This is a genomic window from Acinetobacter gandensis (assembly GCF_001678755.1).
Classification (GTDB): Bacteria; Pseudomonadota; Gammaproteobacteria; order Pseudomonadales; family Moraxellaceae; genus Acinetobacter; species Acinetobacter gandensis.
Genome location: NZ_LZDS01000029.1, coordinates 77,816 through 92,596, shown reverse-complemented (window position 1 = coordinate 92,596; position 14,781 = coordinate 77,816). Strand labels below are relative to the sequence as shown.

Annotated in this window: 13 protein-coding genes; 10 read left to right on the top strand and 3 right to left on the bottom strand. The window is 39.9% G+C overall.

Annotated features, from left to right (window positions below):
* Nucleotides 1-141 precede the first annotated feature (141 nt).
* Entirely contained in the window at nt 142-1,278 is a 1,137-nt protein-coding gene (locus A9J31_RS13975; protein ID WP_067767259.1) for an acyl-CoA dehydrogenase family protein, read from the top strand.
* A gap of 290 nt (nt 1,279-1,568) precedes the next feature.
* On the top strand, nt 1,569-3,212 hold the full coding sequence (locus tag A9J31_RS13970) for an AMP-binding protein (protein ID WP_067767256.1): 1,644 nt from the start codon (nt 1,569-1,571) through the stop codon (nt 3,210-3,212).
* Nucleotides 3,213-3,313: 101 nt separating this feature from the next.
* Here the strand turns inward: A9J31_RS13970 and A9J31_RS13965 are convergent, their stop codons facing one another.
* Complete coding sequence (locus A9J31_RS13965; protein ID WP_245668238.1) at nt 3,314-4,513, bottom strand: multidrug effflux MFS transporter; 1,200 nt, start codon at nt 4,511-4,513, stop codon at nt 3,314-3,316.
* 71 nt (nt 4,514-4,584) lie between these two features.
* On the opposite strand from A9J31_RS13965, the gene A9J31_RS13960 reads away from it, so the two are divergent.
* From A9J31_RS13960 to A9J31_RS13930, 7 genes are all read left to right on the top strand, one after another.
* Nucleotides 4,585-5,187, top strand: coding sequence for a TetR/AcrR family transcriptional regulator (locus tag A9J31_RS13960; RefSeq protein WP_067767254.1), 603 nt, complete (start codon nt 4,585-4,587; stop codon nt 5,185-5,187).
* Nucleotides 5,188-5,292: 105 nt separating this feature from the next.
* A complete protein-coding gene (locus A9J31_RS13955) occupies nt 5,293-6,072 on the top strand; it encodes a HesA/MoeB/ThiF family protein (RefSeq protein ID WP_067767251.1) in 780 nt (259 codons plus the stop codon).
* Nucleotides 6,073-6,129: 57 nt separating this feature from the next.
* The gene (locus A9J31_RS13950) at nt 6,130-7,428 is read left to right on the top strand and encodes an ABC1 kinase family protein (RefSeq protein ID WP_067767248.1); all 1,299 of its coding nucleotides are present in this window, start codon (nt 6,130-6,132) and stop codon (nt 7,426-7,428) included.
* 133 nt (nt 7,429-7,561) lie between these two features.
* The gene (gene folB, locus A9J31_RS13945) at nt 7,562-7,942 is read left to right on the top strand and encodes a dihydroneopterin aldolase (protein ID WP_067767245.1); all 381 of its coding nucleotides are present in this window, start codon (nt 7,562-7,564) and stop codon (nt 7,940-7,942) included.
* Nucleotides 7,899-8,348, top strand: a complete 450-nt coding sequence (locus tag A9J31_RS13940; RefSeq protein ID WP_067767242.1) for a 2-amino-4-hydroxy-6-hydroxymethyldihydropteridine diphosphokinase — start codon at nt 7,899-7,901, stop codon at nt 8,346-8,348. The genes folB and A9J31_RS13940 overlap by 44 nt, the downstream gene beginning before the upstream one ends.
* A 137-nt stretch (nt 8,349-8,485) precedes the next feature.
* Nucleotides 8,486-9,064 carry a DedA family protein gene (locus A9J31_RS13935; RefSeq protein WP_245668237.1) on the top strand — a complete coding sequence of 193 codons (579 nt, stop codon included), beginning with the start codon at nt 8,486-8,488 and terminating at the stop codon, nt 9,062-9,064.
* A gap of 77 nt (nt 9,065-9,141) precedes the next feature.
* The gene (locus tag A9J31_RS13930) at nt 9,142-9,822 is read left to right on the top strand and encodes a hypothetical protein (RefSeq protein WP_067767239.1); all 681 of its coding nucleotides are present in this window, start codon (nt 9,142-9,144) and stop codon (nt 9,820-9,822) included.
* A gap of 69 nt (nt 9,823-9,891) precedes the next feature.
* Here the strand turns inward: A9J31_RS13930 and coq7 are convergent, their stop codons facing one another.
* Nucleotides 9,892-10,527, bottom strand: coding sequence for a 2-polyprenyl-3-methyl-6-methoxy-1,4-benzoquinone monooxygenase (gene coq7 / locus A9J31_RS13925; RefSeq protein ID WP_067767236.1), 636 nt, complete (start codon nt 10,525-10,527; stop codon nt 9,892-9,894).
* A 3-nt stretch (nt 10,528-10,530) separates the two neighbouring features.
* A complete protein-coding gene (locus A9J31_RS13920; protein WP_067767233.1) occupies nt 10,531-11,850 on the bottom strand; it encodes an MFS transporter in 1,320 nt (439 codons plus the stop codon).
* A 177-nt stretch (nt 11,851-12,027) separates the two neighbouring features.
* On the opposite strand from A9J31_RS13920, the gene A9J31_RS13915 reads away from it, so the two are divergent.
* Complete coding sequence (locus A9J31_RS13915) at nt 12,028-14,766, top strand: autotransporter assembly complex protein TamA (protein WP_067767230.1); 2,739 nt, start codon at nt 12,028-12,030, stop codon at nt 14,764-14,766.
* The last annotated feature ends 15 nt before the right edge of the window (nt 14,767-14,781 follow it).

Below are 14,781 nucleotides of genomic sequence, written 5' to 3'. Positions count from 1 at the left end.
AAAAGAAACAAAAATCCTTTGTAAAACTGAAGATACATCCTTGTATCTCAGTTTCACGGGCGACATCCATGTCCCCGTTACATTTAGACAAACACCGTGATTAGAAAAAATAATTTTTAAAAAATATGTAAGGGAGCTCTAATGATTTTAAATGATGAACAAAAGATGGTTCAGGATATGATGCGAAGCTATTCGCAAGAAAAACTGAAACCAACTGCCACAGAACGAGATAAGACGGCAGCATTTCCAGCGCAAGAACTCAAAGAGCTAGGAGAACTTGGCGCGCTCGGTATGACTGTATCGGAAGAATGGGGCGGAGCAGGACTTGATTATGTATCGCTTGTAGTCGCACTAGAAGAAATTGCCGCAGGTGATGGCGCAATCTCAACAATTGTGAGCGTACAAAATTCATTACCGTGTGGCATAACTCAGCGTTATGGCACAGAAGCGCAAAAGGAAAAATACCTAAAGAAATTAGCGACTGGCGAATGGTTAGGCTGTTTTTGTTTAACCGAGCCGCAAGTTGGTTCTGATGCCAGCGCTTTGGAATGTAAAGCTGAACGTGCGGGCGATGAATGGGTATTGAATGGCACGAAACAGTTCATTACCACAGGTAAGCACGCGCAAGTTGCTTTGGTTTTTGCTGTAACAGATAAATCGGCTGGGAAAAAAGGCATTTCTTGTTTCTTGGTGCCTACCGATGCACCAGGTTATATTGTATCGCGTTTAGAAGAAAAAATGGGACAGCACTGTTCGGACACGGCGACCATTATTTTAGATAATTGCCGCATTCCAGCAGACAGTTTATTAGGTCAAGAAGGCGAAGGTTATAAGATTGCCTTGTCTAATTTAGAATCTGGCCGTATTGGTATTGCTTCACAATCTGTGGGGATGGCACGCGCTGCACTTGATGCAGCTGTGGAATATGCCAATGAGCGTAAAGCCTTTGGCGTAGAAATTGTGCAGCACCAAGCGGTGGCATTTCGCTTAGCAGATATGGCAACGCAAATTGAAGCAGCTCGTCAACTGATTTTTCATGCAGCTACATTAAAAGATGCAGGTCTACCATGCTTAAAAGAAGCTTCAATGGCTAAACTTTTTGCTTCTACTATGGCTGAGCGTGTTTGCTCAGATGCGATTCAAATCCACGGAGGATATGGTTATGTATCTGATTTTCCTGTAGAGCGTATCTATCGTGATGTGCGTGTTAGTCAAATTTATGAAGGTGCATCTGACATTCAAAGGTTGGTGATTGCACGTGAAGTCACCAAAGTTTAATTCATATAAAAAATATTAATTTGTCTAAAAAGTAGACTTTAGTCGATGTTCAAACCCTGCAAGCTAAATGACATTTATGGAAATTGCAGGGTCATTTTAAACAGGTTTAACTAAGCATATAGACAGTAAAAAAGCGTTGCATTGTTGCTTTACTACAAGCTAAGCAACGCAAAACTTTGAGCCTATATCGCAATGGATGTGATGTAAGTACAAAGCGCTACAACAACAAAATAAATGGACATGCAAAGCAGGCAGCTTTGGGAAATAATACAGGATAGGAGTTTGTCGAAATGAAGACACTGGATCAGGCATATCTAGATTTTAATTTTGAAAAAATGGTTCAAGAGCAATTGGTTGGTACTGCAAAAGCGATAAACGCCTATGATGAATGTTGTGGTCGCTATGTTGGTGAAAATCGTTCAGCGCTGATTTGGGAAGGAAAGAACGGCGAATCAGAGCAATGGAGTTTTGAACAACTGGATGCTGCTTCAGCACAACTTGCAAACTATTTAAATAAAATTGGTTTGAAAGAGGGGGATTGCATAGCAGGTTTATTGCCGCGTACTCCTGCTTTACTCATTACGGTTTTGGCAACTTGGCGAATTGGTGCGATTTATCAGCCTTTATTTACGGCTTTTGAATCTAAAGCAATTGAGCATCGTGTTGAGACGGCACACACCAAATTGATTGTGACCAATTCAGAACAACGTCCAAAATTAAACAATATTGATCTGCCACATATTTTGACAGTTCATGCTAAAGATGCCTTACATACCGATGCTGATTTTTGGACTGAACTTGGCAAAGAGACAACAACTTTTAGTTCTGTAGCACGTACATTTGATGATGAATTTTTGATGATGTTTACTTCAGGCACAACGGGCCTGGCGAAATCAGTACCTGTTCCGAATAAAGCAATTTTGGCGTTTAAAGGTTATATGACTCATGCTGTGGATTTGCGTGAAGAAGACAGCTTTTGGAACTTAGCAGACCCTGGTTGGGCCTATGGACTATATTACGGTATTACAGGCCCACTTAGCTTAGGTCACAGCATCATTATGGATGAACGAGCATTTAGTGTAGACAATGCGGTTCAAATCATTAAAAAATATAAAGTCTGTAATTTAACCGGTTCACCTACGGCTTTTCGCATGTTCTTTGGCTTTAAAGAGAAGTTTGATGAAACCATCAAGTCACATTTACGTGTAGTGAGTAGTGCGGGTGAACCACTTACGCCAGAAGTCATTCAGTGGTTCAACCATGATCTGAATGTCAATATTTATGATCAATATGGACAAACTGAACTTGGTATGGTGATTGCCAATCATCATGCTTTAGAGCACTACAAAAAAGTCGGTTCAGCAGGCTTTGCCATTCCAGGGCATCGTTTTGCTGTATTAAATGCAGACTATGAAGAAGTAGAACGTGGTGGTGTAGGGACACTGGCGATGGATTGTGCCCAATCTCCTTTAATGTGGTTCACAGGTTATGGTGGCAATAACCGTAAAGCCTTTGTCGGTAACTATTACATAACTGGCGATACGGTTAAGTTAAATGAAGAAGGTGGAGTAGATTTTATTGGTCGTGCAGACGATGTAATTACAACGTCAGGTTATCGTGTTGGGCCTTTTGATGTAGAAAGTACTTTGTTGGAATGCGAAGAAGTTCTAGAGTCAGCTGTGGTCGGTAAGCCAGACCCTGAGCGAACTGAAATTGTCAAAGCATTCGTGGTCTTGAAACCACAATATCAAGCAAGTGTTGCATTGATGGATCAACTACAAGCCTATGTACGTTCACGACTATCGAAACATGCCTATCCGAAAGAAATAGAATTTGTTGAAGGTTTACCAAAAACATCGAGCGGTAAAATTCAGCGTAATTTATTGAAGCAACAAGAAGTAGCTAAAGCTCAATTTATGCAAAAGGTCAGTTAAATTTAGTCTCAGATTGATCTAAGAAAAGGCTGCGTAAATGCAGCCTTTTTCTATTTTCTTATCTCTATTTTGCGTCGAAACCTATTTTTTACCTTGCCATTTTAATGCTGCGACATCGGTAACTGTTTGGGAAATGTAATGAGGCAAAGCAGTGCAGATATCAATGCACAGGCAAACATGATCGTGACTAAACCTAAGCCGTCAAAACTGCTAAATGTACCTGTTAAAGTCGTAATGATCGCACCAAAGCCAAATTGTAATGCACCTAATAAAGCAGATGCTGTTCCAGCATTTTTATGTTGGAACATGAGAGCCAATTGGCTGCCCGTAGGCATAATGAAACCTAACAGTGCAACGGCAATGAATAGTGTGATGCAAAATATCGCTAAATTCGAATAGCCTAAGCATAGCGCGAGTATCAGTACAGCCATAATAAGCAAGAAACTGATATTCATAATTTTATAGGCATTTAGTGGGCCAAATTTTTCATGTATTTTGGGGTTTAAAATGGCTGCACCAATTAAACCAAATGCATTCAATGCAAACAGCAGGCTAAATTGGGTTGAACTGAGTTGATATTCACTAATAAATACGCTAGCTGAACCGGCGATATAGGCAAAGAAACCTGCTTGAGCAATACACAGTGTGAGGGCATAAATGATGAACTTACGATCCGTGATAATTTGCCCATATAACTTGATGGTTTGGGTAAGCTTGAATTGTTGGCGCAGTTCTACTTGACGTGTTTCAGGGAGCAGCACAGCAACAGCTGCCAATACAATCGCAGCATATACGGCTAGGAAAATAAAAATATTTCGCCATGAACCTAAAGCCTGTAAACCATCGCCAATTAGGGGGGCAGCCACTGGTGATAGACCCAATATCGCCAAAACCATTGACATCATTTTGCCCATTGCAGGGCCTTGAAACTGATCTTTAATGATAGCAAAGGCAATCACCATACCAATTGAACCACCTAAACCTTGAACAAAACGAATGTATTGCAATTGTTCAACGCTTTGTGCAAACGTGCAGCCAATCGAGCCTAAAATATAAATGCTTAAACCTAAATAAATAAGTGGTTTACGGCCAAATTTATCCGATAGTGGACCGTACATTAGCTGACCGAGCATTAAACCCACAAAAAATGTCATCAAACTCAGTTGAATCGCACCTTCGTTACTTCCTAAAGACGCTGCCATAGCGGGAATGCTTGGTAGGTACATATCAATACCTATCGGGCCAATGGTTGCGAGTAACGCAATGAGTATGGGCATTGCACGTATATTTGATGCTGTCATAATGTGGTCGAATCTTGTGGAAAACGGCGCATTATGAAACCTGTTGGTTTCTTAAGTCAAGGAGAGCAGCATTGGCAAAACTAGGCCGTCCTTTGGTCATGTCGGCAGAACAGCGGCGTACAGAAATCTTTTCTATTGCAGAACAACTCTTTGGAGAGAAGGGTTTTGAAAATGTCACCATGTCTGAAATTGCGACCGCAGCAGGCATGTCTAAAAAAACGTTATATGTGTATTTTTCTGATAAACGTGAACTGCTGATTTCATTGGTTGAGTCATCCTATATTTGGACTGAAGATGCTTTTGATACCAATAGTGCAGACAAAGTGTTGGCCTTACAAAATCAACTAAAGAAAATCGCTGAGCATGTCCTTTCCGAGCGCCATATTAAGTTGTGCAGACTTGCGATTGCAGAGCGTGTGGGGGTTGACGGGATCAGTGATACTTTTTATGAAAAAGGCATAGCAAAAAGCCGAGATCATTTGATTCATGCTGTGAGTTATATTTCAAGTGCTCAATTTGTATTGAACTTAAATGCAGATATCATAGCGGATATGTTATTTGGTGCGACTATTTCCAAACCTTTTGTTGATTTACTATTTTTAAATCGAAAGATAGATATGCAGCAGGTAAATACGACAATTGAACAAAGTATTCAGGCTTTGTTTAAAATGTGAATACTTAAATTTTCATTGCAAAATTCAATATTTATTTTTCATCCTTATGTTTGGATTGCTCGTTATAATGACCTCGGTTTTAGGTATTAAATGAGATAGCAGAACATGGATGCACAGCTCGATTTAGATGCAGAGATGGAATTAAGCGAAGCGGAAATGCACTTCTATAGTCGTCAAATTTTATTGGATGGCTGGGACTTAGAAGCCCAAGAAAAACTTAAACTTGCCAATGTGTTAATTGTGGGGTGTGGCGGTATAGGCTGCACCACAGCAGAACTGTTGGCTCGTGCGGGGGTTGGGCAAATCACGCTCATTGATGCTGATCAAATTGAAATTAGTAATTTACAGCGACAAATTGCTTATACAGAACAAGATTTAGGTTTCTATAAATCGGAAATACTGGCTAAGCGTTTAAGCTCAATTAATCCGCATATTCGTGTCATTGCACATACTATAAAGCTAGATGCGTCTAACGCTGAACATCTCATCGCTGCGCAAGATTTGGTTTTAGATGGATGCGATAACTTTACGACGCGCTATTTGGTTAATGCGCAATGTTACCAGCATGCGGTACCGTTAATCAGCGCCTCAGCTATTGGCTTTCAAGGTCAGTTATTTATGGTCGAAGCAGCTTCTGCGTGCTATGAATGTTTATTTCCTAAAGAACAGCATGCCAGTGAAAGTTTACGCTGTGCGGATTCTGGGGTACTGGCGACCACGCCAAATGTCATGGCTAGTCTACAAGCACATCATGCATTGTTGTATTTGGGGTTAGGTACGACAGTGCTTAAACAAAAACTTTTGCTTTGGGATGGATTGAACATGAAACAGAAAATTTTGGCTTTTGAAAAAGATCCAAGTTGTCCAATCTGTCAGGCAAGATAAAACAGCAAGCCTGAATTTTTTGCTACACTCACTTTAATTATTTTTTCCTAAGACATTATGAAAAACAATATCTGGTTAGATGGAATACGCTCGGTTGCCCGTATGGGTGAAACCGCAGTGGTCGCGGCGAAAGCCGGATTTAAATATGCGACAGAAAAACCAAGTAACGCAAAATTAATGCGTGAAACCTTTGAATCTTTGGGTTCAACTTATATTAAATTAGGGCAATTTATTGCCAGCACACCTTCATTATTTCCACGTGAATATGTAGAAGAATTTCAAGGTTGCTTAGACCAAACGCCATTTTTGCCATTTAGCTATGTACAACAAGTGCTTGCCTCAGAGTTTGCAGGCCGTAATTTAGATGAAATTTTCGCTTCAATCGAAGAAACACCGTTGGCATCTGCTTCGATTGCACAAGTCCATGCAGCGAAGTTAGTTAGCGGTGAAAATGTCGTTATTAAAGTGCAAAAACCGGGTGTAGAAACAATTCTATATACCGACTTAAACGTATTGCACTGGGCAACCAAACTAATTGAAAAAGCGGTTCCTAAGGTAAAATTTGCTTCACTTGCAGATATTGTCGAAGAAATTAAAGTTCGCATGGTGCGTGAAGTAGACTTCATTGAAGAAGCACAAAACCTAGATGATTTTGTTAATTATCTAAATGTAACGCAAAACAAAGCGGCGACTGCACCTAAGGTTTATCATCAATATTCAACTCGTCGTGTACTGACCATGGAGCGTTTGTATGGTGTGCCGCTAACAGATTTTGATGTGGTTAAAAAAGTTGCTAAAGATCCATCGCAAGTCTTGGTGACTGCCATGAATACATGGTTTGGTAGTTTAATGCTGTGTAATAGTTTCCATGCTGATTTACATGCTGGCAACCTGATGCTCCTTGAAGATGGTCGTGTAGGCTTTATTGACTTTGGTATCGTTGGCCAGTTAAAACCTGAAGTGTGGACAGCGTGTATAGCCTTTATGGATGCACTGCAAAAAACCGATTACAACTTGATGGCGGAAAACATGCTTAAAATGGGCATGACCGCAGTGCAAATTGATACGCAAGTTTTGGCGGCCGATTTAGAACGCTTATTTAGCGGCGTGTTGTTGGCAGATCCGCAAGAATTGCTAACATCTAATCCAGCCGACTTAAATGACATTATGATGGACATGGTACAAGTGGGTGAACGTCACGGTATCCGTTTCCCACGTGATTTTGCTTTGCTGTTCAAACAAATGTTGTACTTCGATCGCTTTATGCGCATCCTTGCACCTTATACTGATATTTATGCAGACCAGCGTATTCAAATGGTGCAGACTATTGACCCAAATTTATTGTTAAAGCATTAATTTAATTCCTCCCCATCCTCTCTTAAAGAAAGGGAGGATGCTTCATTTCTTAATTTTATAAGTAATGAAAAGTCCCTTTGTCTAAAGAGGGATTAAGGAAGATTGTTAAAATATTATATTGTCGAGTGATCAAATGGACGCAATTATTATTGAAGGCCTGAAAGTTGAAACAGTGATTGGCTGTTTTAATTGGGAGCGTCAGATTATTCAGCCTTTAATGCTTGACCTGACGATCAATAACAATTTAGAGCAAGCTTCGAATTCAGATGAACTTGACGACACGCTTAATTATGCTGAAATTTGTGAGATTTCTGCGCAAGTCATTCAAGAAGCGAAGCCAAAATTGATCGAACATGCGGCAAAACTGGTTTTAGATGCACTTTTTTCTACCTATCCAAGTGTCGAATCTATTATGATTACCATCCGAAAGCCTGCCATTATCGCGCAAGCCAATTCTGTAGGAATTCGTCTTGAACGCCACCGAAACGATTTTCGCCCTAGCTCTGGCGAGTAATTTCAATCCAAAACCCCATTTAAAACTGGCTTTACGTCAAATTCAGGCTTTGGGTCATGCTGAATTTTCCAAAATTTATGTGATTCCTTGTCGTGATGGCATTGGGGCGGATTATTGGAATGCAGCATGTTTGGTGAAAAGTAGTTTATCTGTTGAAGAAATCAGCACCTTACTCAAAAAAATAGAAACAGATTCAGGTCGTGTTCGTCCATCACATAATATTGCATTGGATATGGATTTAATTGCGTGGGGCGAAAGTTTAGCGCACATGCAATTTAATCCAAAAAAATTACCTTTGGCTTTAGATGTAAAAATTCCAATGTTTGATATTTGGCAAGATGAAATGTTTAAGCACGTTGCTCATCAATTTCCCATGGTGAATTGCCAACAGCTTTTAGCAGGTTAAAAAGTATTACCTAAAACTTTTTATCATCAACGTAATTCGAACTTCAATAACAAAAAGCATTCAATCCTTTTATTTTATGCGCTAGCATAAGGTAATTAGCAGGGTTAAATTACGCTTTTAAGTCTAAAAAAAAGAATATGAACTGGACGGATCTGATTCAGCACTATGGCTATATTGCGATTTTTATTGGCACATTGTTTGAGGGGGAAACAGTGCTGATGATTGGCGCCTACGCCGTCCATCAACACATACTTCATTTTCCAATGTTGATTGCGGTGGCGATACTAGGCAGTTTTATTGGTGATCAGTTTTATTATCAAATGGGCGCTCACTATGGGCAAAAACTTATCCAATCGAATGCGGAATTTGCACAAAAATTTGATCGTGCGAGCCAGTTTATAGAACGTTATCCTATTTTGACCATTTTATTTATGCGCTTTGCTTGGGGTTTTAGAACCATTTTACCTATTGCTGTAGGTGTGCGTGCTTATCCAGTCTGGAAATATGTGCTGATTAATCTGGTTGCCTGTTTTATTTGGGCGATGTTGGTCGCTACGATTGGGTTTCAAATCAGTCATTATTTACATCTATTTTGGGCGAAAATGCTGCCTTATCATCAAGAAATTTACATCGTTATTGCCGTTCTTTTATGTATCGTATTCTTCCGTGTGCTCTATACGGTGTTGACGTGGTGGTGTAAGCATCATCAACATTGATAAAGTGCAAGTGGTTGATCTGATAAAGTCGTCAAAACATAATTAAAAGATTTAAAGGGATATTTAGTGAGAGCAATATGGGCTTAGGTTATGGTGCAGGTGCGGGAGGTTTCCTTATTATTTGCTTTGCGATTTTGGTGCTATTTATCGTCATTGCGATTTGGTTGAGTTGGAATAATTGGTATAAAAAGCAAAAAAATCGACCATATAAAGTAAATGCGGCACTTAAAATTGGTTTATCTGGCGTATTGTTTTTTCCTTTATTTGTTGCAGTAACGCTTGGATTGTTCGTGATTTCAGGTCTTCGTTCTGACTATGTAGAGTGGCAGTATCAAAAGAAAATTTACATACAGTTGCAGGAACCCTTAAAATTTGGAGAGGTTGTACTGCCCGAAGGCACGTGGATTAACCGATCATTTGAAACCGACTACTCTCTTGAACAGATGACTGATATTCGTCAAGGTTTAACATCAGCTCGCTTCCCACAACCTGTTCAATTGGCTGGATTTGATGTGATTGCTTTTGAGCTTCATCGTCATTTATTGCTTGAGTTGGTACATGATCAAACCGTTATGATGAATAACCAAAAAGAAATTTGTCCGGCAGGATGGCTGCTTGAGTTAAGTGGAGCAGATTATCCGTCCACTGCACAACTTTATAGTTTGAATTTTGATTGGTTTACACCAAGTCGATGGCATCCTATAAACTGTTTTGATGGCGAAGGAATTGTTGTATTAAAGTCAAAAAATTACCTATGAAAAAGCCTGCATTATTGCAGGCTTTTTGTTCACTATTTATAAAACTCAGCGACAATCATTAGAAAATCATTAAATATAATAACTGGTTTTGGTCATTAGCTTAGAAATACCTGTCATCGCAATGCGGACAGGAGTAGGTAAGTCTACGCCACCTGCATTGAGCGCTGTATCACGGTGATGAAGTTCATCTTCATTCATCTGCACTAAAATTTTACGTGAACGATCATCTTGCTCTGGCAATTGTCGAATATGGTCTTCTAAATGCAGACTCACTTGGCGCTCAGTTTCAGCGACAAAACCTAAGCTGTATTTATCACCGGCAATACCCGCCAATGCGCCCATTCCAAAAGAAAGGCCGTACCAAACAGGGTTGAGCAGGCTAGTATGGCTGTCTAATTCTTTTAAGCGGTCTTCACACCATGCTAGATGGTCTTGTTCTTCAATCGCTGCTTGTTCCATTTCGCGGCGTACATTCGGTAGTTTTGCTGTCAGTGCTTGCCCATGATAGAGCGCTTGTGCACATACTTCACCACTATGATTGACCCGCATTAAACCTGCAACATGACGCGCTTCACTCACTGCTAATTGTGTTTCTTCAATGTTAGCAGGGTTTTCTCGATGTGCGGCAGTCGCCCCAGGTACTAAACTACGTAAGGCTTGGTCAAAGGAATGAATAAGTTTGTCGACACCAGTAAATTGACGCATGGATTAATCCTCCAGAGAGACTTGCGAAGTTTTAAGCAAGGGTTTAATGCGAATAAGCAACCAAATACAAAAGATCGCACTCAGTACCGCAGTTATGCAGAAAAGTATTTTAATATCAATCTTTAATATGCTCAGAATGATAATAGAAAATATAGCAGAAGATACCATGAAAACGGCATTTAAAATGTTGTTTGCTGCAACTACACGGGCACGATGTGAGCGAGGCGAATAGGCTTGCATCATGGCATATAGTGGAACGATGTAAAAACCACCGCTAATCCCCAATAAAGTCACTGCGATCATTACATGGTAATAGCTCCACCCTTGATGAAATACTTCCGATAAGGTAATAAGTGGGCCGGTATGAGTAGGTACAAAGCTTAGACTGGCTGCTAAGTACAGTGCAAAAACGGTTAAGCCAACGGCACCAATCGGCACCATTTTAATATTTACCTGACTACCGCCAATCTTACGACAAAGTAATGAACCAACACCGACACCGACAGAAAAGAAAGTCAGTAATAAACTCACGACATTTTCTGATGCATGTAGGTTTTGCTGTGTCATTTGTGGAATTTGGGTGAGGTAGGTTGCACCATAAAACCAATACCAAGAGTTCCCCAATAAAATGGTAAAAATCAGCGGCAAACTTTTGGCATATTTCATGGTTTGATAACTGGTACGGAAAAAGTTCCAGTCAATTTTTAAATCTGGAGTAGTGACATTTTGTTTAAGAATAAAACGACTTGATAAATAGCCTAAGACAGCAATGGTGAGAACCGTCAGACTTATCCACGTTAAATTGCCATGTGATGATGCAATGACGGCACCACCCAAGATCATCCCGAATAAGATGGCCATTGATGTGCCAGATTGGAACAAGGCATTACCCGACATCAATTCATTGGGTTTTAAAATTTCTGGTAAGATCGCGTATTTAATCGGACCAAAGAAAGTTGAGTGCGTCCCCATCATGAACAATGCCAGCAAAAGTAACCACAAATGACCTGTGATGAAGCCAATACTTCCGATCAGCATAATGATAATTTCTAATATTTTGATTCCACGAACAAGTTGTGAACGTTCAAACTTATCGGCGATCTGACCTGCTGTCGCTGAAAAAATAAAGTAGGGTAAAATGAATAATAAAGCAGCCAAATTGTTGAGCGTACTAATTGGCAGCGCCTGTTGTTGGATCAAGCCATAAGTGATGACTAAAAGCAGCGCCTGTTTGTACACATTGTCATTGAGTGCCCCAAAAAATTGGGTCAAAAACATAGGTAGGAAACGGCGTGTACCTAACAGATGTTCATTCTTGTTCATAAGCGTCTTGCTACATTAAGTTTTATTAAGAAATGTGAGTGATTGGTAAAATCTCTAAAAAAATCATGTAATATGTTTTTGAGTTTGGAGATGACGAAAAACCAATAGATATAAGATCTTGAGCTCACCGATTGGTTGATTTAGTCCATTACATAATGAAATTTGTTAGAGTTTGCTATGCCTGCAAAAATCACGTTTAAAAAAACAATGCTTCACCACAGTATGGCACACTGCATACGACAGCATCATAGCAATAAAAGCCTGTACATGAGCATCTTTTTAAGCTTGTGTGCTCAGCAGAGTTTCGCCCAAACGCAACAAAACACAACTGAGCTGACAGACACAAAAGCAGAGATTGTCTCTGAAATCAAGAACGAGGCTGTAAAGCAGGGTATTTCTACACCTGAAGCCATCGAAAAAATTGAAAGTATGCATGAGCCTGAAGAGACGGTCGACAGCATGAAAATGTTGCAAGAACAGCAACAAAACTCTACACCAATTGAAGCCTTTAAGCCGATTGAGTTTGAAGATTTAGAAAACTTGCCCGTAACACCTGTTGATCAAAACATGGCAAATGAAATCTTTCAGGTTGCAGAAGAAGCAAAACGTCAGGCACAAGAATATCGTTCGACTCAGCAAACTGAAGTGACAGTTGCTGATATTACTCAAAAAGAACTTTTAGAGATCAACCAAGCACCAGTCAATATTGATCAATTGATGGGCGAAATACGTTCGGATAAAGAAATTGTGGCGACTCGAAATGAAGAAGCCAATACTTTAAATGAATTGAATAATGCTGAACCTGAAGATGATGCAGAGCCAGGGATTTTTAAAAGACTATTGTATAAGGTTCGTCCACCAAGACAGCTCAATACAGCAAAGGTTGAACGCATTAGTGCTGATGTTGAAATTACATCGGCACATAATACCAGTCAAACAACCAGCAAAGCTTATGGTGCTGCGCTTGAAGATTTAAAAGCGAATATCAAGGGTAAATTATCGAGTTTCACGCAAGAGTCGTTTAGCGATTTTCCGTCTGCCTTGCCACAGCTACGTAGTTTATCCAATCAAGCTGCGCAGGCCGTGGGTTTTTATCAAGCTGAATTTAAGTTTGAAAAAGTCTCAAACGGTAAAGTGCGTGTATTAGTCACACCCAATGCTCCAGTTCAAATTGCTGAGCAAAATATCGAATTTAGTGGGCCTGGCGCTAATCAAGCACAATTTCAGGTGATTGGTGTATTACCAGATCAGGAAGAAGGTGACATTCTTAATCATGGGGATTATGAACTCACCAAAAGTCGAATTAATGAAGCGGCAACCAATAACGGCTATTTTGATTCATATTGGCGTTTGCACGATGTAAAAGTTGCGCAGCCACAAAATACTGCTGATATTAATATGCGCTTTGAAACGGGTGAGCGCTATAAACTCGGTGGTGTAGAATTCCGCATGAGTGACCCTTCAAAAGAATTTCCACTCGATCCTGATATTTTAGAAAGCTTAGTCACATGGAAAGATGGTGCGGATTATACCTTTTGGCGTGTGAATGGTTTGGCCAATAATTTGACTAACTCGCGGTATTTTAACTATACCTTGGTTGATGCAATACGTCCTGATCCTATTGAAAAACCTTTAGAATTACCACCAGATATTCAAGCTTTAGTCGATCAAAATAAGCTATCTGAAAGTTCATTACAGGTACAAGATAAAAAAGAAGTTGCTTCGAATCAGGAAGTCACTCAAAAAGTCTTTGATGAAGATCAATTTACTGGGGTGAATGATCTAGATCAATCTTCTAAATTACGTTCTTTGCAAGACACTCAAGATGCTAAACAAGCTGAGCAGGAACGTTTACAAGCTCAAGCGCGTGAAGAAAAGAAAGTGCCTGTCATTGTGACTTTAAATGCAGATAAGTTAAATAGTGCTGAAATTGGTGCGGGTTTTGGTACGGATACGGGTGTGCGTGTGCGTGGTCAATATCGTCGTGCTATTGTGAATAAACGTGGGCATTCTTTTGATGCCAACATGGAAGTATCTAAAATTCGTCAATCGATTGATGGTCGTTACAACATTCCATATAACCATACGCTGAACGACTATATTAGTTTAGTCGGTGGTTATGAGCGTGAAGAACGTGATGATGTCGGTCAAGGTGTGAATTTATTAATTGAATCTGCGGTAGCGGGTGCAGACCGTATTATTAAAAATCCACGAGGAAGTTGGCAGCATGCCTTTGGTTTGCGTTATCGTTTAGACCGAATTACGAATGATGGACTCAATCCAGCAGATGATATTCCTGATGCATTCTTGGTAAATACCAATAATGAACAGCAATCACTTTTAGTTGGTTATGAAATTTCGCGTACTGATTCGGATAAACGTGTCAATCCAAGTAAAGGGATTAAGCAGACCTATAAAGTTGAACTAGGTAGCGAAAAGTTACTTTCCGATGCTGATATGGCCATTTTAAATGCAGGTTGGCGCTTTATTTATTCTCTTGGGGAGAACGATAATCATCAGTTCGTTGGGCGTAGTGATTTAGGTTATATTTTGACTGAAGATTTTGCCAAAGTACCTTATAACTTGCGTTATTTTACTGGTGGTGACCAGACCATTCGTGGTTTTGACTATAAGAGTCTCGCTGCGGAAGAAAATGGCTATAAAATTGGTGGTCAAGTCCTTGCAACGGGTTCGCTTGAATATAACTATCAGTTTAAAGAAGGTTGGCGCGCTGCAGTATTTAGTGACTTTGGTAATGCTTACGATAAAGAATTTAATACGCCAACCGCATATAGTGCTGGTATTGGTATCCGTTGGGCATCACCAATCGGTCCAATTCGTTTAGATGTGGCAACCGGTCTTTCAGATGACAGTAAACCGATTCGATTACATTTCTTTATTGGCTCACAATTATAATTTTTAGGTGATTTG